Raw genomic sequence first — 17,980 nt, forward strand, 5'->3', positions numbered from 1 at the left:
CCTGCCCCGCAGGAGCCCTTTGCTGTAAATGAGGGTTAGGTGATTTGCGTGACAGATTAACGACACGGATGTGTAGTCAGTTCGGGCGCATCGCAACCTTTAGGTGGTGGGACAGCAGGAACGCGTCCGGAACAGGCAGAACCTCTCCGACGATCTGCGCCAGAACCGCATCCGCCAGACGATGGGCCAGGCCGAAACTGACCTTGAACCCGCCGGTCAGCGCATGCACCTGCGGCGCATCGGGATGCGGGCCGATCATTGGTTCGCGATCAATGGCCTTGGGCCGCAGGCCCGCCCATCGCTCGGTCACGGGCGCGTCTTCCAGGGCCGGCGAAAGGGCACGCGCCCGCTTGATCAATGCGTCGAGCTGCCCATCGGTCGCGAAGGGCGCGTCGAAACGGTCCTCGCTGGTGCTGCCGATGGCAACCTGCCCGTCCTCATGGGCGACAAGGTAGAGACCGTTGAGAAAGATCAGCGGGAGAGCCGGATCGACCTCTGCCTTCAGGCAGGCGGCCTGGCCTTTCACGGCCATGCCCAGCGGACGCGTCGGCGCCGGCCCCAATTGCGCCAGGAGATCGAAGGAAGAGACACCGGCGGCGATGATCGCATGACCGAAGGCGATCACCTGTCCATCGGCCGTTTCGGCCTTGCGGGGCATCAGCCGGCGCAGGCCCACACCATCCAGGCGGCGGACCTGACGGCCGGCATCCACCGCCGCCACCAGGGCCGCAGTCAGAGCCCGCGGAGAGATGCGGGCGGCAAGCTGATCGACGATCACGCCGGAAGCGCAGGCGGCATCGGAGAGCCAGCGCGGATCGGCCGATCGCTCCGCCACCTGCCAGGCAAAGCGACGGCTACCGACCTTCCAATTCTCCTCCGCCGCGATCTGGCGGGCCTCTGCCAGCGGCCTCAGATGCGCCTTCGGCAAGGGAATGAGGCGGCCGCAGCGACGATAGGCCGCGCTCAATCCGGTCTGCGCCTCCAGCAGCGCAATCTCCGTCTCCAGCAGGACCAGCGAGTCGAGCTGGAACTGTTTCTTGTCGTTCCACTGGTCCGGCATATGCGCCATCAGCGCGCCTAAAACGCCGCCGCTGGCGCCCGCCGCCGGCTGTTTCTGCTCCACCAGCAGCGCCGAGAGGCCGAGCCGCTCCGCCTTGACCGCGGCCCAGAGGCCCATGATGCCGGCGCCGACGATCAGAAGATCGACCGAGCGCGGCAGCGCTTTCGATTGACCGGACGCGGCGGGGAAGCTATCGGCTTGCGCCAAAACAACTGGGTTCATGGCAGATCCCGTAGAGGACGATGGTACCGGCGAGCATGGACAAGGATGGGCAGGCACTGGAATGGCGCGAGGGCGATATGCCCTATTCGCCTCAGTTTGGCGATCATTTTTATTGCCAGACGGATGGGCGGCTGGAATGCGGCCATGTGTTTCTTGCCGGCAATCGCCTGCCGGAGCGCTGGACCGAGGGATTTACGGAACGCTTGAACAAACGCGCCGATCTTTCCTCCGCCGATGCCGGCGACGGGAGGGAACCGACGGTCTTTCGCATCGGCGAGCTTGGCTTCGGTACCGGCCTGAATGCCTGCGAGACCTGGCGCCAGTGGCAATCCGCCGTCCATTCCACGGGCGCGCGCCTGCACATGACGTCCTTCGAACTTTATCCCATGCAGGCGCAGGAGATCGACCGGGCTCTGTCGCACTGGCCGGAGCTGGATCGCGAAAGACAGGCGCTGGTGCGTCTCTTTCCGCAGCAGCCGGCGGGCCGGATCGAACTGCCGCTTTCCGACAGCATGCACCTGACCATAGTCTGCGGCAGAGCCGACGAGACGGTGCCCCGGGAAGAGCCTTTCTTCGACGCCTGGTTTCTCGATGGCTTTGCACCCTCGCGCAATCCGGACATGTGGTCGCCGGACCTGATGCAGGCGGTCTATGCCGCCACCAAACCGGGCGGCACCTTCGCGACCTATGCGGCGGCGGGCTTCGTGCGTCGCAATCTCCAGGCCGCAGGCTTCCGGGTGGAGCGGCGGCCGGGCTTTGCCGGCAAGCGGGAAATGCTCTGCGGCGAGAAAAGCCTGGAAGCGTGAGATCCTGCGGCAGGTTCAAAGGGTCGCCGGATCGGGCTCTGGCAGGGCATGTTTGCGGTGCCGTGGCCTGTCACAGTCTCAGTTCCGTTCCCAGGCCGATTCATCGTCCCTGGCGAATTCATGGTCCATGAAACGTCTCGCGAGAGGGCGCTTTTGCCGAAACCGCGCTGCGCCAGGCAAGAAGCTTTGCCTCCAGCATTTCGGGACTGATCGGCTTCGACAGATAATCGTCCATGCCCGAGGCAAGGCAGAGGTCGCGATCGCTTTCGAGCGCATGAGCGGTGACCCCGATGATCGGCACATGGCCTCCCTGCATGCTCTCCATCTCGCGGATCGAGCGCGTGGCCTGGTAGCCGTTCATCACCGGCATGGAAATATCCATGAGGATGATCTCCGGAGCCTGGCGCTTCCAAACCGAGACCGCCTCCGCGCCATTGCTGACGATGCGAAACGACAGGCCGAGGCTCTGGAGGATCTGCGTGAAGACGATCTGGTTGACCTCGTTATCCTCGGCCACCAATACGCAGAGGCCGGCCGATGGCGCTTCAAGAGGCGCTTGCGTCAAGACATCCGGCAGGCCCGGCGCGGCCGCCGGCGTGCCGGGCCGCTGCCGCGCCTCCCTCTTCGCCTGCTCGCTTGCGCCCTCCCCGGCCAGCCCAGTTTGCCCTGATCCGGCTGGCCTTGATCCGGCTTGCGCCGGTTCGGCCGGACCTCGTCCTGCCTGAACTCGGCCCGCCTGAACTCGGCCCGCCTCTGTTCGTCCGGCCCGCACCACCTCGCTGACCGTCATCCGGAACAGGTGGGAGCGGGCGGGCTTCATCAGATGCGCCTGGATGTTCAGCAGCTCGAAGGCTCTCTCGCTCGTGGCGCTGTCCATCGATGTCATGAGGACGATGGGAAGATCCTTCAAGAGCGGATCGCTGCGGATCGCCTGCGCCACCGCGAGGCCGCTCATCTCCGGCATATGGCAATCCAGCACGAGCGCATCGACACCCACTCCCATGCGCGCCGCGGCAGACAGGATGTCCAGGCCCTCGCGCCCATTGTCGACGGCCAGGCAGTCGAAGCCCCAAAGCTTCAGATCTTCCGTCATGATGGCGCGGTTGACGGCATTGTCGTCGATGACGAGGACCCTTGCCCCCTGCCGCGACCGGCCGTTAGGCCCCTCCCCTTGTGCCCGGCCCTTGACCAGCGGCAAGGTCAGCCTGACGGTAAAGACCGATCCCTTGCCGACCGCGCTCTCCACATCGATCGTGCCGCCGAACAGCGAGACGAGACCGGAGGTGATGGCAAGGCCGAGACCGGTCCCCTCGTGGCGGCGGGTGGAGGAACCGTCCACCTGCAGGAACTTGTCGAAGATCCGCGACAACTGGTCCTGGGCAATGCCGATGCCGGTATCCTCGATGCGCAGGCAAAGCGTCGATGTCTGGTCGTCACCGGGTTTCGAACTCAGATCGATCAGCACATGGCCGCGCTCGGTGAACTTGATGGCATTGCCGACGAGATTGGTGACGATCTGCCGGAACCGCCCCGCATCGCCGAGGACCCGGTCGCGGCAATCGACACTTCGCACAATGAGTTCGACATCCTTCTCCGCCGCCGAAGAGGAGAGAAGCGTCGCGACATCCTCGACCGCATCGACGGGATTGAAGGGCGCCTTGCGCAGCGTCATCTGTCCGGCATCGATCTTCGAGAAGTCGAGAATGTCGTTGATGATCGTCAGGAGCGCGCTTCCCGAGGTCATGATGATATCGGTGAAGGTCTTCTGCCGCATATCGAGGTTCGACTTGGACAAGAGTTCGGCCATGCCGAGAACGCCGTTCATCGGCGTCCTGATCTCATGGCTCATATTGGCCAGAAATTCGGATTTGGCCCGATCCGCCGCATGGGCGCGGGCCACCAGGCCTTCCAGGTCCTGCTCCCGCTGCTTGGCATCGGTGACATCGGTGAAGACCACCAGCTGGCTGTCATCGGACTGGATGATCATTTCCGCCTGCACCCAGCGTCCGTCGCCGAAATGCAGCATGTTGGACACGATGTCGCCCTCGGCGTGATTTCTGCGCCAGGCGGCCACCAGATCCTCGGCACTGCCGCAGGAGCCGAAATCGCCCCGCTCGATCATGAAGGACAGGAAGCGCATGGCGGAACTGCCGGTGCGCAGGAGCTCCTCGGGCATTTGCAGGATGCGCCCGACGGAATTGTTGACGAAGACGACCTGTTCGCCCCGGATCACCAGGAGGCCCTGCGACATCAGGCTGGTCGCCTCCAGCATCATCTGGGCATGCCGGTCGAGCTCGTCGCGCGCCTCCTGCACCTCCTTCTCGCGAATGCGGATGCTGGTGATGTCGACATAGCTGAGGAGGGTCTTGCCGTCGTTGAGCGCATCGCGGCCGATCATGATGTGCCGGCCGGCCGGCGTCACATATTCGGCCGGCTCCCGGCCCGTCTCCGAGGGATAGTGGCGCATGCGCATGGCGAAGGCCTCGGCCTCGCCGGCAAGGCCGCCAACCGCGGCACCGGCACCGGCACTGGAACCGGCAACGGCACTGGCACTGGCACTGAAACCGGCGCTCTGGCCGGACGCGAACATCGCGCTTGCCACGTCCTCATAGGCCGCCCCCACCCACTCGTCTCCCGGCCGGTCGTCGCGGCTCCAGAATTCGGAAAAGGTGCGGTTGGCATATTCCACCCGTTTCCCGCCATCCAGGATCAGGACGCCGATCGGCAGCGAATCCAGGATCGCCTTCAGCTCCGCATGCAGGCGTTCGGTCTCCCGCTGCACCTGCCGCATGGGCGTGACATCGCTGATCGAGCCGACGATATAGGGTTCGCCCGAAGGCGAGGAAATGCGCCCGAGCCGAGTCACCGCCGCCATCAGGCGACCATCGGCAAAGGGGATTTCCTCGGTCTTCTCGATCGACCCGCCCTGGGCGAGAAGCTGGAGGTTTTCCCGGCGGAAACGCTCCGCTTTGGCGGGAAACATTTCCTCTTCCGTCATGCCGATGAACTCTTCGCGGCGGCCCTTCAGCATGGTCTCATAGGCGGCATTGGCATAGACCAGCCGGCGCTGGCTGTCGCGCAGGAAGACGGCGACCGGCAGATCCTCGAAGGCGGCACGGAACATCTCCGTCTCCTCCATCTTGGCCGCGAGGCTCTGCTCCTGCAGCTTGTATTCCGTGACATCCAGCCGGAGGATGATCAGGCAGCCATTGTCCAGCCGCCGGTTGACGCTGCGCAGCCAGCGCCCGCCGGGCAGCGGCTCTGTTGCCTGCCAATGCGGCCGCGACAGATAATCGAGCCGCTGTTGGATCCAGGCCTGTCGCCGGCTCTCCCGATCCTCGGCCGGCAAGGCAGTGTCATGATAGAGTACGAAGGTCTTGTGCAGAATGCTTTCCAGGCTCACGCCCGGCCGCAGATCGAGGCCCTCGACCGGCATCAGCGCGCTGAGGGCCTTGTTGCAGTAGAGCAGCCGGTCATCGGCGCTGAAGATCCCGATACCGGCGTCGAGAAGATCCACGGTGCAGCCGAGAACGGCAATGTCTATGCCTGCCGCCCGCAAGGGGTCGATCTCGCCGGAGGGCGCTGCCACCTCGTGCGCGGCATGAGGCTCCGGCACGGCATGAGGCTCTGGCACGGCATAAGGCTCCAGCACGGCAAAAAGATAGGAGTCGCCATTGGTCGCGGTGAAGCGCTCGATCTGCATGTCAAAGAGGGGCCGGCCCAACCGGTCGCGGATGCAGGCGGTCTCGTCGCTGCCGAAGACCAGGGCCCGGCGCTGCTTCTCGTCGCATTCGGCATCTTCGATCGTGCCTTCGACCGATCGCGACGACACGCCGGCAAGCTGCTCCCGCTCAAGGCCGAGAAGACTCGCAAAGGCCGTGTTGACGACGACATAGCGCATGGCGCCGTCCTTGATGAACGCCGGCTGCGCCAGATCGTCGATCCGTTCACTGGCACGCGTCAGAAGCTCACAGTCCTTCGTCAAATCGATAACCTCAGCGCCCGGTCAAGTAGAACGCCATGCCCTTCATTGTACAGTTTCCTAAAATTTCCCATGACTATCGTTAACATATGCTTATTTTCATGTGCCAGAATTGGGACTCAAGACGCCGCTTGACCGTGACGCAGAAAAATCGCCTTCAATACAGGTTTCTGCCACAATACCACTTCCAGAGAGTTAAGCCTTGGCCCATCTTCAGCCTGCAGCTGTACGCAAGTGAACATCTGTTCAGCTTTCTCCCGCGCGCCTTTCTTAAATCTGTCGCCTTCCCGGCAGAGAATCACCAACGTGCCTGACAACAACGGGTGAAAAGGAATTGGGCCATGAGCGCATCGAAATCGATCATTACCGCGGGCCTCGTCGCGCTGACTTTCGGCGTAACCGCAACCGCATCTGCAGCAGAAGCGCATGACACGTTCTGGAGAGGCGTGGCGGCCGGCGCCGTCGGCGGCATTCTTGGCCAGACCCTGGTGCAGGGCGCCGCCCCCGACGTCTATTCGGAACACCGGTATATCGAGCCGCCGATCTATATCGATCCGCCGCCGCGTTCCGTCATCGTCCGGCCGACCTATTATGACGAACCGGTTCCGCCGCGCCCCCGTTGCCATTACGAATGGCGGGAGAATGATTGGGGCGATGCCTATCGCGTGCGGGTCTGCCTGGACGAGTGAGGCCTTGCCGCGCCGCACAAGTCCGGATCAGCACCGCTCGCCTGACCATGCCGCTCGACTGTACCGGGTCCGAAGGGGAAAGGGCTTGCGTGACGGATGAGACCCGACGCATTTTAAATCGGGGCCTGCGATCCATTTCATTGCGGGCTCTTGACATTTTGTGTGCAAAGCAGCACATGCAGTCCAGCTTTCACCTTCCGGCCGCCGCGTGAGCTGGCCCTGCGACGAAAATGGTTCGCGAAGAAGGAACAAGGCGCAAATGCAAAGCACGGCCCGCAACAGGGCCTGCGCCGGAAAGCAGTTTCCCACTGACAAGTTCCCATTTCACGCGGGGTTCTTGACGCCAAAGGCAAACCGAACGGCATGGTGCCGCTCGGTCGATCTCCTTTGGCGCCCCCGAAAGGTATTCGACTTGACGAATTTTCAAGAGCTTGGCCTGTCCAAGCAGCTCGTATCCACGCTGACCGCCCTGGGCTACGAGACGCCGACCCCGATCCAGGCCGAGGCGATCCCGCGCCTTCTCGAAGGCCGCGACATGGTCGGCCTCGCCCAGACCGGCACCGGCAAGACTGCCGCCTTCGGCCTGCCGCTGATCGAGATGCTGTTGAAGGACCCCAAGCGTCCCGATAACCGCACCACCCGCACGCTCGTCCTGGCCCCGACCCGCGAACTGGTCAACCAGATCGCCGTCAACCTGAAGAGCTATGTGCGCGGCACGCCGCTGAAGATCAATTCCGTCGTCGGCGGCGCATCGATCAACAAGCAGCAGCAGATGCTGGAAAAGGGCACCGACATCCTTGTAGCAACGCCGGGCCGTCTGCTCGACCTCATCAGCCGCAAGGCGATCGGCCTCACCACCGTGCGCTACCTGGTGCTTGACGAAGCCGACCAGATGCTGGATCTCGGTTTCGTGCACGATCTGCGCAAGATCTCCAAGATGGTTCCGAAGAACCGCCAGACCCTGCTGTTTTCCGCCACGATGCCGAAGGCGATCGCCGAACTGGCCAAGGACTACCTCACCGATCCGGTGAAGGTGGAAGTGACGCCGCCCGGCAAGGCCGCCGACAAGGTGGAACAATATGTGCATTTCGTTGCCGGCAAGAACGACAAGACCGTGCTTCTGAAGGAATCGCTGCGCGCCAATCCCGATGGCCGCGCCATGGTCTTCCTGCGCACCAAGCATAGCGCCGAAAAACTGTCCAAGCATCTGGAACAGGTCGAGTTCAAGGTTGCCTCCATCCATGGCAATAAGAGCCAGGGCCAGCGCGAGCGCGCCCTGAAGGCCTTCCGGGACGGCGATATCCGCGTCCTCGTCGCCACCGATGTGGCCGCCCGCGGCATCGACATTCCGGGCGTCACCCATGTCTTCAACTATGACCTGCCGGAAGTGGCGGACGCCTATGTTCACCGCATCGGCCGCACCGCGCGTGCCGGCCGCGACGGCATTGCGATTGCCTTCTGCGCCCCGGACGAGACGCGCCTGCTGCGCGACATCGAGCGCCTGATGGGCATCGACATCACGGTGGCCTCCGGCGAGCGTCCTTCCGAACTGCGCAGCCCCGAGCGTCCGCAAAAGGCGCGCGGCGGTGCCGGCCAGGGCCGTGGCCAGCCGCGCGAGAATGGTAATCGCGATGGGGGCCAGCGTCCCGGCGGACGCGGCGATGGCCGCAATGCCCGGCGCCCCGCAGCGCCGCGCTTCGAGCGTTCGCGCGACGAGACCTCCTTCGAGGTCGATCACGAGCTTTCCGTGTCCTCCGATGGCGCTCAGCAGCGCAAGAAGCCGTTCGGCGCAAAGCCGGGCAGCGACAACCGCAAGCGCGGCCATGGCGGCGAGAACCGTCATGCACCGCTTGGCGCCCATGAAGCCGGTGCCAAGCGCGGCCAGCGCAACGGCCAGAAGCCGGGCGGCAATCGCGGCGGCGCCGGCAAGCCGGCGCATAATGGCGGCCCGGTCAAGTTCGGCAGCAGCGATGCCGGCGGTCAGCGCCGCCGCGACCGCGCCTGATCAGCCCCGCCTGATTAGCCCCGACGTCAGGGGATCGAGATTCAGCACCCGCCTGCGGCAACGCAGGCGGGTGTTTTTGTGCCGGGAATGGCAAATCGGAACAGCAGATTTCAGGGCTGGAAATTCATGCCGGGCGGGTGCGACACTCCCGCTCGGGGGCGCGGCGAAGCCGGCTCAGACCGCATTGGGCATTTGCTCTGAGCGCGTGCCGCAGGCGGGTATCACGTGTCAAATTCAGTCCACTAGCGCCGGTTCACCAGATAGACGCCGAGCACCACGATGGCGGTGCCGGCGATCATCGCAACCGTCAGCGGCTCGCCGAACAGAAGCGTCGCCTCCACCGCCACCAGCGGCGGCATCATGTAGAGAAGCGAGGCCGCGCGCGAGACCTGGCCGCGCCGGATGAGAAACAGGAGCAGGCCGACGGCGCCCATGGACAGTCCGAAGACCGACCAGACCATGGCTCCGAACACCGCGAGACTGGCGTCGAAGCGCTGATCTTCCAGAAGCAGCGAGAGCGGCAGAGTGACCGCAGCCGCGCCCAGATATTGCCAGACGGCGATGGTGCGCAGGTCGCCATTGCCGAGATAGCGCTTCTGGTAGAGCGTTCCGAGCGTGACCGAGAGCATGCCGGCAAGGTTGACGAGAATGGGAAAGCCGAGCCCGCCGGCAGCCGAGGCAGAAGCCATGACCTGCGGCGATACGGCGATCAGGATTCCGGCAAAGCCGATGGCGAGCCCGAGGATCTGCGGCAGTCTCAGAGCCTCCTTCAGCAAGAGCAGGGCGAGAAGACCCGTCAGCAGGGGTTGCAGGCCGGCAATCACGCCGGAAAGCCCGGCCGGCACCCCCTGCCCGATCGCCCACCAGAGCGCCGACAGATAAAGACCGTGCAGGAAGATGCCGCAGACAAAGGCATGCAGCGCGGCTGACCGGTTGGCAGGCCAGGGCGCCGAAACCACCTGCGCGAGTATGGTGAAGGCCGCGGCCGCCAGAATGTGGCGGATGAACAGAAACAGGAGCGGATCCGCATGCTGCGCCACGATCTTGGCGACGATCCAGCCGGTGGACCACAGAAAGACGAAGAGGATCGGCGCCAGGCGGGGAAGAAGCAAATGCGGGGCTTTCGAAAAACTGCCGAAGAAGCGGGCATTTTAGCGTTAACCCGTGATTGATTTTCCGTCAAAAGAGAAAAGCTGAAACCTGCCCACAGTTTTTCTCACAGTCAAACTCAGGAAGATCCGCCGGCCCCGCCGGCTCGCGTCTTCAGCGCCTCTGCACAAGATTTGGGCGGGCGAAGATTGCACCGGCGCTAAGCATTCGAACGCCCTCTCATTAATTTGTCGCATCTCGACGCCCGGCGCTTGCAAAGAGGGAAACCTTGTATTTTTATGGTCGAAAATGGGGAATAAAGCATTGGCATTCGATGAAATGTTGACCGCGGAGAACCATCCGCGACCACCCTACCAGACCTATCAGGAGTGGTACGACGCCCAGGATCCCGCGCATCTCATTCAAAAAAGCCGCGACGCAGAAGGCATATTCCGCAAGACGGGAATCACCTTCGCCGTCTACGGTCATGCCGATTCGTCGGAAAAGCTCATTCCCTTCGACATCATCCCCCGCATCATCTCGGCGCGCGAATGGCGCAGGCTCGCCCAGGGCATAGAGCAGCGGGTGCTGGCGCTCAATGCCTTCCTGGACGATATCTACCACAAGCAGGAGATCATCCGCGCCGGGCGCATTCCCCGCGCGCTGATCGAGAACAATGTCGCCTTCCTGCCGGAAATGATCGGCTTCAAGCCGCCCGGCGGCGTCTATACCCATATTGTCGGGACCGATATCGTGCGCACCGGCGAGGACCAGTTCTACGTTCTGGAGGACAATGCAAGAACGCCCTCCGGCGTCTCCTACATGCTGGAGAACCGGGAAACCATGATGCAGATGTTCCCGGAACTGTTCACGCTGAACAAGGTGCAGCGCGTCGAGGATTACCCCTATCTCCTGCGGCAGTCGCTGGCATCCCTTGCGCCTCCCGGCTGCAAGGGGCGGCCGCGGGTGGCGGTCCTGACCCCCGGCATCTACAATTCCGCCTATTACGAACATTCCTTTCTGGCCGACACCATGGGCGTCGAGCTTGTGGAAGGCTCGGATCTGCGCGTCATCGATGGCAAGGTCAAGATGCGCACGACCCGCGGCTATGAGGCGATCGACGTCCTGTATCGCCGCGTCGACGACGATTTCCTCGATCCCCTGACCTTCCGGCCCGATTCGGCGCTTGGCGTTCCCGGCATCATGGATGTCTACCGTTCGGGCAATATCACCATTGCCAACGCCCCCGGCACCGGCATTTCGGACGACAAGGCCATCTATTCCTACATGCCGGAAATCGTCGAATTCTACACCGGCCGCAAGCCGCTTCTGGAAAACGTGCCCACCTGGCGCTGTTCCGAGGCCGATAGCCTGGCCTATGTGCTGGAGCATCTGGAGGAGCTCGTGGTCAAGGAAGTCCATGGCTCCGGCGGCTATGGCATGCTGGTCGGACCCACGGCTTCGAAGAAGGAGCGCGCCGATTTTGCCGACAAGCTGAAGGCCAAGCCCGCAAATTACATCGCCCAGCCGACGCTGTCGCTCTCCACCGTGCCGATCCTCGTCAACAAGGGCGTCGCGCCGCGCCATGTGGACCTGCGCCCCTATGTTCTGGTGTCCGACAAGGTGAAGATCATTCCCGGCGGCTTGACGCGCGTCGCCCTGAAGCAGGGCTCGCTGGTGGTCAATTCCAGCCAGGGCGGCGGCACGAAGGACACCTGGGTGTTGGAGGATTGATCTGATGCTCGGAAGAACCGCCAATGGCCTCTACTGGATGTTTCGCTATATCGAGCGGGCGGAGAACATTGCCCGCCTGGTCGATGCCGGTCTGCGTGTCTCGCTGACGCGGTCGGGCTCCGCCGATGAGGATTGGGACGGGGTGCTGCAGAGCGCCGGCGTCCGCGATGCCTTTGGCGAGGTGCATGACACGGTGACGGCCGCCAATGCCGTGGATTACCTTCTGCGCGATATGGCCAATCCCTCCAGCGTCATGTCCTGCATCGAATTCGGGCGCAACAATGCCCGCATGGTGCGCACGGCTTTGACCCGGGAAACCTGGGAAGCGACGAATGAGTGCTGGATCGAGCTGAAGGCGCTGCTGGAGCGCCAGGTAAAGGCGGCAGACCTGCCGCAGGTGATCGATACGATCAAGCGGCGCGCCGGCCTCATTCGCGGCGCCTTTCACGGCTCGATGCTGCGCAATGACCAATATAACTTCTCGCGGATCGGCACTTTCATCGAAAGGGCCGACAATACCAGCCGCATTCTCGACGTGAAATATTACGTGCTTCTGCCGGCCGTCAGCCAGGTGGGCTCCTCGCTCGACAATTTCCAGTGGGAGTCGATCCTGCGCTCGGTCTCCGCCCACCGCTCCTATGGCTGGGTCTATGATGCGGAATATCGTCCGGCCAATATTGCCGATTTCCTGATCCTCAATGTCCGCATGCCGCGCTCGCTTGCCTATTGCTACGAGAAGATCGTCAGCAATCTCGGCTATCTGGAGCGCGAATACGGGCAGCATCATTCGGCCCATGATACCGCGGCGGCCATCAAGACCATGCTGACCCGCGGCTCGATCTCGGATGTCATGGACCAGGGACTGCACGAATTCCTGGAGGATTTCATCGGCCGCAATAACCAGTTGAGTGCCGAGATCTCCGAGGGCTACCGCTTCTATCAATGAAGGCCGAGGACGGCGCGCCGCGGCTGCAGCGCGTTGAGGATGGCTGATGATGGATCGGCCGACAAGAAGACCGCCGGGAATGGGCCCGTCCGGGACAGGGCTCGCAGAACACGGACATTGCCGCGATGCGACTGAAGATCACGCATACGACCGAATATCTCTATGACGAGCCTGTGGCCTATGCGCTGCAACGGCTTCGGCTTCGCCCCCAGACGGGAGCGGCGCAGCGGGTCATTGGCTGGACGCTTTCGGTCGATGGCGCCCGGATCGAGGCCGGCTACAGCGACCAGTTCGGCAATCTCGTCGACCTCGTCTCGATCGAAGGCGGCGAGCACATGATCAGCATCTGCGCCAGCGGCGAACTGGAAACGCAGGACAAAGCGGGCGTGATGGGCCCGCATCAGGGCTTCGTGCCGCTCTGGCTCTATCTGCGCGAGACACCGAGGACCACGGCCGGCGAGCGGATCAGGCAGCTGGCCGAAAGCATCACCGGGGATAGCGAACTGGCTCAGATGCATGCGCTGATGGATGCCATTCACAGCGCCGTCGCCTATCGGCCCGGTACGACCGACACCCAGACGACGGCCGAACAGGCACTCGAAACCGGCAGCGGCGTCTGCCAGGACCATGCCCATGTCTTCGTTGCCGCCGCGCGCCAGATGAAGCTGCCGGCCCGCTATGTCTCGGGCTATCTTCTGATGGAGGATCGGCTCGATCAGGCGGCCACTCATGCCTGGGCGGAGGTGCATGTGCCGGGACTGGGCTGGGTGGGCTTCGACGCCGCCAACAAGATCTGCCCGGACGAGCGCTATGTGCGCGTGGCCAGCGGCCTGTGCTATCGCGATGCGGCGCCCGTCTCCGGCATGCGCATCGGCGATGCCGGCGAAAACCTGACCGTGCAGCTGCATGTGGAGGCCTCCGGCCAAAGCCAGAGCCAGAGCCAGAGCCAGAACGGCCAAAGTCAAAGCCAGGGCTGATCTTTAAGGCGGAGGAGGATCCGGAAAGGCGCTTGACGCGGTTGAAGCCGCCGCAAGCCCGGCACCACCTCGGCATGGTCTTTTCATCCGCATCGGAAGCATCATCCGGCCGCACGGCGGTGCGGATCAGCCGGATCGTGCCTGCCAAGCGGGTATGCTGATCGGACTGTCCCGGATGGCGACCCGCCTGGAGAAAAGACAATGCTGTTCGGCAAATCGGCCTTCCAGTCCATCCTGACCCGGCTCGATCACGAGGCACCGGAGGAGGAAACTGTCGCTACCCCTTCCTCTTTCCGGATCGCGGGGCTGAATTCAAGCTTTGCCGCACCCGTGGCGGCGGCGGAAACGGTGACGCGCGCCAGCCATGCCTATCTGGATCTTGCGGGGGATGAGGCTTCGCCGGCGGGAGGACCAGATCGGGAGCCGGATCAGGGGCAGAATCAGGGGCAGGATCGGGAGCCGGATCGGGAACCGGATCGGGAACCGGATCGGGGGCAGACCCGAAACGCGGCACCGCCGGATGGCAGGGTGGCCGGGGAGAGGATCGCATCACGCACCATGCAGCGCACGGACCCGCCGGCCATGCCGCGCCCGGACCCGCCGGCCATGCCGCCCCACCTCCTGCGGCAGACGGAGGCCGAGGTGGCGGAGGATCTCGGCCTCAGGCCGACCGACACGGCCGAGGCGCTGGCGGAAAAGCGCCGCGCCTTTGCCAGGCTGAACCATCCGGATGGCATTCACCCCGCCTTCCGGCGCGAGGCGACCCTGCGCATGACGCTCGCCAATATGCTGGTGGACAGGGCAAGGCGGCTGCTTGTGCTGCAGGCATGATCCGCCGGCGGAAGGTCTCAGCCGCCCTGGCCGGACCGGTCGTGGCCGCAGCCCAGACCCGCCGCGCCCTGCCCCGCAGCCTTGCAGCGGCCAGCTCGCTCCTGCAAGCCCCCCGGAAAATCCGCTGCCTTGCCCGATCTCCGATCCGCCGCCGGCAGCGACAGGTTTATTGAGCCTTTACAGTGCCTTGCCTCCTTAACCCCAAGCGCTGCAGCAGGTGATGCAGGCCAGCCAAGACCGCAATCGACGACCGCCTGTCGCTTTTCATTCATTTTCCATGCGTTTGCCGATTGATGCGCGGCCCGAGCTTTGTTATGAACCCTCCACCGGCAGGAACGGCGCAACGCCGCCGATTCCTACATCAAGGCACGCACCCGTAGCTCAGCTGGATAGAGTGTTGGATTCCGATTCCAAAGGTCACAGGTTCGAATCCTGTCGGGTGCGCCATTTCATCTCGCGCGTCGCATAAATTTAGACTGACCACCTAAGATCTTAGACTGGCAGACCGTCAATTTTAGACTGGCGCTGAAATTCCTCCCATCTCTGTGCTAGGGTTCGAATCCTGGCCCTGCCTCATGGTCTTCATCGTCGACTGACACAGGATCGAGTTCAAGTCGCCTGGTATGGTTTCTGAAGAACTCAGAAGACCACGACGACGATACGTACGGGGGATCTCCGTCCAGCAGGCGGTAATCCTGCAATGCGTTGGTCACCTTCTTGCGCATGTCGGCGAGGTGATCGAAATCTCTGAAGTCGTAGAAGTCCGTCTGGATGAACCAAGGTTGCAGCGCCATGGCCGCGATCGCATACCCTGCCCGGAGATCATGAACTCGCCACGCAGCCGTGAGGTTGTACTTCCCGAAATGCGGATTGAGCTCTTCCAGTTCAAGAAGGGCTTCCTGCACGCGACCGTCGATCTCCCCAAGATTGACGATGCCCCATTCTGTTTTGTTTCGCACGAGGTATATCCACCTGGCGTCGTCGAAAGGTTGGATCGGTTCGCGAGTCCGTGTGGCGGCGAGGAAGTTCTCGAGCCTAGTCGGAGCAACTCGCATAGAGTTCAGGCGCTCGACCACCTGCCCGACGTCCCGCCGGTCGCACGCAGATGCGATCTGTTCGAAAGCCCTTCTGAGACCTCGTGCGATGTGAGGGGGCGGATGGGACATCGTTCCGGAAGTATAGAACCACTCCGGCTTCTGCTGCTTACGGATCAGGTAGAACACGTCCGCAAGCACGAGAGCGGCATCTCGCAGAAGTGGGAAGCGTTCGAGGCTCGGCCCGTCCTCGAACGCGCGCATGACTTCCCTTGCCGCTTCCCGTCTTGCTGTCGTCACTTCGGCTCCGGGAGGAGCGAAGCCATGTCGAAAAGATCCGAGAAGCCTGCTGTCCTGTCCCATTTGCTCCACCCGCTCCCTTTCCGGAGACGATGGATCGATGGAAGGCAAGGCACAAAGCCCACAGGTTCCGCGCGGTCTTACAAGATGACGCTCGGCTTCTCATGATTTTTTTGCAGGTCGCCGAACAATCCATCCTGGCCGTCGTTAGGTTCCAGAAGGAGATGCACATGTCCAAGATCGCAGACGGCCTGAACGATCGCCCGAAGGACGCCTCTATCGCGCAGAGCGGTCCTGGTCTCCCCGACGATTCCAGCCAGCCGATCGAGGCAACCGACGAGGAAGTGGAGCGTGTCCGCGCCAAGCTCCAGAACGACGCACGCGACGTGGACGAAGCCCGCGAGAAAGTGAAGAAGGAAATCGACGATCAGGTCGAGCTGCCGCAGCGCGGATCGGCATGAGCCGATGCCAGGAGCGTTCACTTCCATGAGCATATTCGCCTTCGACCTCGACGATCGGGGACAGCCCATCCAAGTATGGGAGACGGTCGTCGATGGAGACGAACCGGGTGCTGTCGAGGAGGCGAAGGAACTCGCCAAGGACCATGCGGGAACCCTCGTCGTCAAGCGGGAGGGCCATCCCGCTGTCGGCGAGGAAGGTGCTCCGATCATCGTCTTCCAGACGGGCAGAATCGGTGACTTCGACTAGCTGGCGAGTCGTCGCCCTTCTCCTGCGGCCATGTTTCCGACCATCGCGGCGATGGCATCCAGCCCATATGACTTCGGGGCTGACACGGCGTCGCCAGGGAGATCTTCCGCCCGGAGGCGATTTCCGCCTGACGCGATGATGACCGAGACGTGCATGTGGGTCATTGAAATCATCTTAGCGAAATCGAGGCCGCTCAGGCCGCTGGGCATGCGACGTCCGTGACGACGGCATCGATATTACGTTGCCCGAGGACGGCCACGGCTTCGAGGACGGTTCGCAGCCTCGACCACCTCGTAGCCTTCGTGGAGAAGCGTGTCGGCGAGCATCATCCGGTCAGGATTTCGTCTTCGACGATGAGAACAGTACGCTGACAAATGGCCGAAAGGCCCCTCGCCAAAAGCGAAACCTTTAGCCATCGGACGGCCACCAACGGCGCAGTAACAGGCGTGGGAACCACACGTCGGATATGTCGGCCGGTGCAAAATTAGTCCAGCATAAACTCTGAGGTGGGAGGAAGGCGAAAGATCACACTTGATCTTCAACCCCTGGCAACCGACAAATTATAAGTTGCTGATGCAACGCAGGGGGGAGTCTTTGAGTCTATCAACGCTATCGGATGATCAGCTTCGGGTGGAGTTCGAGCGCGGGCGAGACGATCTCTCCGTGCTCGAAGCGATCAACACCGAATTGAATAAACGCGATACCGACGACGCATTCGAGCTTCAGCTCGATGTCGTCGGCGTTCTGGCCAAGCTCAGAAAGACAGCCAAGCCACCATCGACCGCTGCAAAGCCAGCCTTGATGCCTTATCGGCGACCTCGACGCGCTGTGCAAAGGCGCGCAGGAAGAAGCCGGTCAGGAGTTTTGGCCCGCTGACCACGCGAGGCGGCGTCATCCTCCGGTTGCAGACGCGCGAATGCTCCTGCACCGAATCAAAGGTCTCCCGATCGATCAGGCATGTGGCATCGGTCGGATCGAACAGCAGCACGCGACCATGCTGCGCGCGAAAGCCGCCGTCAGCGTCCAATTCCATCCCTTGATGTCGTGGATGATGGTGCTACCCAGCCAGGCCAGCAGCGTCGGCACGAGGGCAACATCAAGTTTGCCGTCGCGCACCATCGCCACTGTTTGCGCGGACGGACCTTCCACGACGACCTGATCGACATCGGGGAACTCGATGTGAAACCGTGTGCGCAAGTCGGCGATGAAACCGCCAGTGATCGAAGAGATGAGTCCGGTGGCGAGTTGCCCGGTCGTACCGGACGAAATCGCACCGGCCGTTCGGATGGCATGATCGAGATGGCCGATGCCGGTCGCGACCTCGGAAACGAAGAGGCGCCCGGCTTCGGTCAGGCCAACACCACAATGACGGCGCTTGAACAGGAGGATTCCCAGTGTCTCCTCAAGCGCTTTGATACGGGCGCTGATGCTCGACTGCGTGGTGCCTAACGCGTTTGCCGCATGCCGAAAATTAAGATGTTCGGCGACAGCCGAAATATGCATAAGCGCAGTCAGTGGAACTCTTAAATCCGAGAATACCAGGCAAGGTACTGCCAGAAACAATTCTCCCTTTTGTATCAACGCATCGGAATTGATC

The 17,980-nt window shown here is 62.8% G+C and carries 15 protein-coding genes and 1 tRNA gene; 11 read left to right on the forward strand and 5 right to left on the reverse strand.

The annotated features are described in order from the left end of the window. Positions 1-76: 76 nt before the first annotated feature. Entirely contained in the window at positions 77-1,267 is a 1,191-nt protein-coding gene (locus QTJ18_RS16615; protein ID WP_252751367.1) for an NAD(P)/FAD-dependent oxidoreductase, read from the reverse strand. 35 nt (positions 1,268-1,302) lie between these two features. On the opposite strand from QTJ18_RS16615, the gene mnmC2 reads away from it, so the two are divergent. Then, positions 1,303-2,088, forward strand: coding sequence for a tRNA (5-methylaminomethyl-2-thiouridine)(34)-methyltransferase MnmC2 (gene mnmC2 / locus QTJ18_RS16620; RefSeq protein ID WP_252751288.1), 786 nt, complete (start codon positions 1,303-1,305; stop codon positions 2,086-2,088). 118 nt (positions 2,089-2,206) lie between these two features. Here mnmC2 and QTJ18_RS16625 read toward each other — a convergent pair whose 3' ends face one another. Further along, a complete protein-coding gene (locus tag QTJ18_RS16625) occupies positions 2,207-6,073 on the reverse strand; it encodes a response regulator (RefSeq protein ID WP_252751289.1) in 3,867 nt (1,288 codons plus the stop codon). A gap of 338 nt (positions 6,074-6,411) precedes the next feature. On the opposite strand from QTJ18_RS16625, the gene QTJ18_RS16630 reads away from it, so the two are divergent. Together QTJ18_RS16630 and QTJ18_RS16635 are read left to right on the forward strand one after the other, a co-directional pair. Continuing rightward, the gene (locus QTJ18_RS16630; protein WP_252751290.1) at positions 6,412-6,759 is read left to right on the forward strand and encodes a hypothetical protein; all 348 of its coding nucleotides are present in this window, start codon (positions 6,412-6,414) and stop codon (positions 6,757-6,759) included. Positions 6,760-7,171: 412 nt separating this feature from the next. Further along, complete coding sequence (locus QTJ18_RS16635; RefSeq protein ID WP_252751291.1) at positions 7,172-8,764, forward strand: DEAD/DEAH box helicase; 1,593 nt, start codon at positions 7,172-7,174, stop codon at positions 8,762-8,764. A 242-nt stretch (positions 8,765-9,006) separates the two neighbouring features. Here the strand turns inward: QTJ18_RS16635 and QTJ18_RS16640 are convergent, their stop codons facing one another. Continuing rightward, positions 9,007-9,876: a DMT family transporter gene (locus QTJ18_RS16640; protein WP_252751292.1), complete on the reverse strand. Its 870-nt coding sequence runs from the start codon at positions 9,874-9,876 to the stop codon at positions 9,007-9,009. A 301-nt stretch (positions 9,877-10,177) separates the two neighbouring features. Here QTJ18_RS16640 and QTJ18_RS16645 point away from each other — a divergent pair, with 301 nt between their 5' ends. The 5 genes from QTJ18_RS16645 to QTJ18_RS16665 all read left to right on the forward strand — a co-directional run bounded on the left by QTJ18_RS16645 (position 10,178) and on the right by QTJ18_RS16665 (position 14,788). Continuing rightward, the gene (locus tag QTJ18_RS16645) at positions 10,178-11,587 is read left to right on the forward strand and encodes a circularly permuted type 2 ATP-grasp protein (RefSeq protein WP_252751293.1); all 1,410 of its coding nucleotides are present in this window, start codon (positions 10,178-10,180) and stop codon (positions 11,585-11,587) included. A 4-nt stretch (positions 11,588-11,591) separates the two neighbouring features. Then, positions 11,592-12,533, forward strand: a complete 942-nt coding sequence (locus QTJ18_RS16650; RefSeq protein WP_252751294.1) for an alpha-E domain-containing protein — start codon at positions 11,592-11,594, stop codon at positions 12,531-12,533. Positions 12,534-12,658: 125 nt separating this feature from the next. Next, positions 12,659-13,510, forward strand: coding sequence for a transglutaminase family protein (locus QTJ18_RS16655; protein ID WP_252751295.1), 852 nt, complete (start codon positions 12,659-12,661; stop codon positions 13,508-13,510). A 201-nt stretch (positions 13,511-13,711) separates the two neighbouring features. After that, positions 13,712-14,341, forward strand: a complete 630-nt coding sequence (locus QTJ18_RS16660; protein ID WP_252751296.1) for a hypothetical protein — start codon at positions 13,712-13,714, stop codon at positions 14,339-14,341. Between the two features lie 370 nt (positions 14,342-14,711). Beyond that, positions 14,712-14,788 (forward strand) — tRNA-Arg (locus QTJ18_RS16665). A 101-nt stretch (positions 14,789-14,889) separates the two neighbouring features. Here the strand turns inward: QTJ18_RS16665 and QTJ18_RS16670 are convergent. Beyond that, positions 14,890-15,738, reverse strand: coding sequence for a hypothetical protein (locus QTJ18_RS16670; RefSeq protein WP_252751297.1), 849 nt, complete (start codon positions 15,736-15,738; stop codon positions 14,890-14,892). Positions 15,739-15,905: 167 nt separating this feature from the next. Here QTJ18_RS16670 and QTJ18_RS16675 point away from each other — a divergent pair, with 167 nt between their 5' ends. The 3 genes from QTJ18_RS16675 to QTJ18_RS16685 all read left to right on the forward strand — a co-directional run bounded on the left by QTJ18_RS16675 (position 15,906) and on the right by QTJ18_RS16685 (position 17,259). Beyond that, entirely contained in the window at positions 15,906-16,136 is a 231-nt protein-coding gene (locus tag QTJ18_RS16675; RefSeq protein WP_252751298.1) for a hypothetical protein, read from the forward strand. Positions 16,137-16,161: 25 nt separating this feature from the next. After that, entirely contained in the window at positions 16,162-16,383 is a 222-nt protein-coding gene (locus tag QTJ18_RS16680) for a hypothetical protein (protein ID WP_252751299.1), read from the forward strand. Between the two features lie 531 nt (positions 16,384-16,914). Continuing rightward, a complete protein-coding gene (locus tag QTJ18_RS16685) occupies positions 16,915-17,259 on the forward strand; it encodes a hypothetical protein (RefSeq protein ID WP_252751300.1) in 345 nt (114 codons plus the stop codon). A 75-nt stretch (positions 17,260-17,334) separates the two neighbouring features. Here the strand turns inward: QTJ18_RS16685 and QTJ18_RS16690 are convergent, their stop codons facing one another. After that, positions 17,335-17,886 carry a LysR family transcriptional regulator gene (locus tag QTJ18_RS16690; RefSeq protein WP_252751301.1) on the reverse strand — a complete coding sequence of 184 codons (552 nt, stop codon included), beginning with the start codon at positions 17,884-17,886 and terminating at the stop codon, positions 17,335-17,337. Positions 17,887-17,980 lie beyond the last annotated feature (94 nt).

Origin of the sequence: Rhizobium sp. SSA_523, from assembly GCF_030435705.1 — a bacterium.
GTDB lineage: Bacteria > Pseudomonadota > Alphaproteobacteria > Rhizobiales > Rhizobiaceae > Neorhizobium.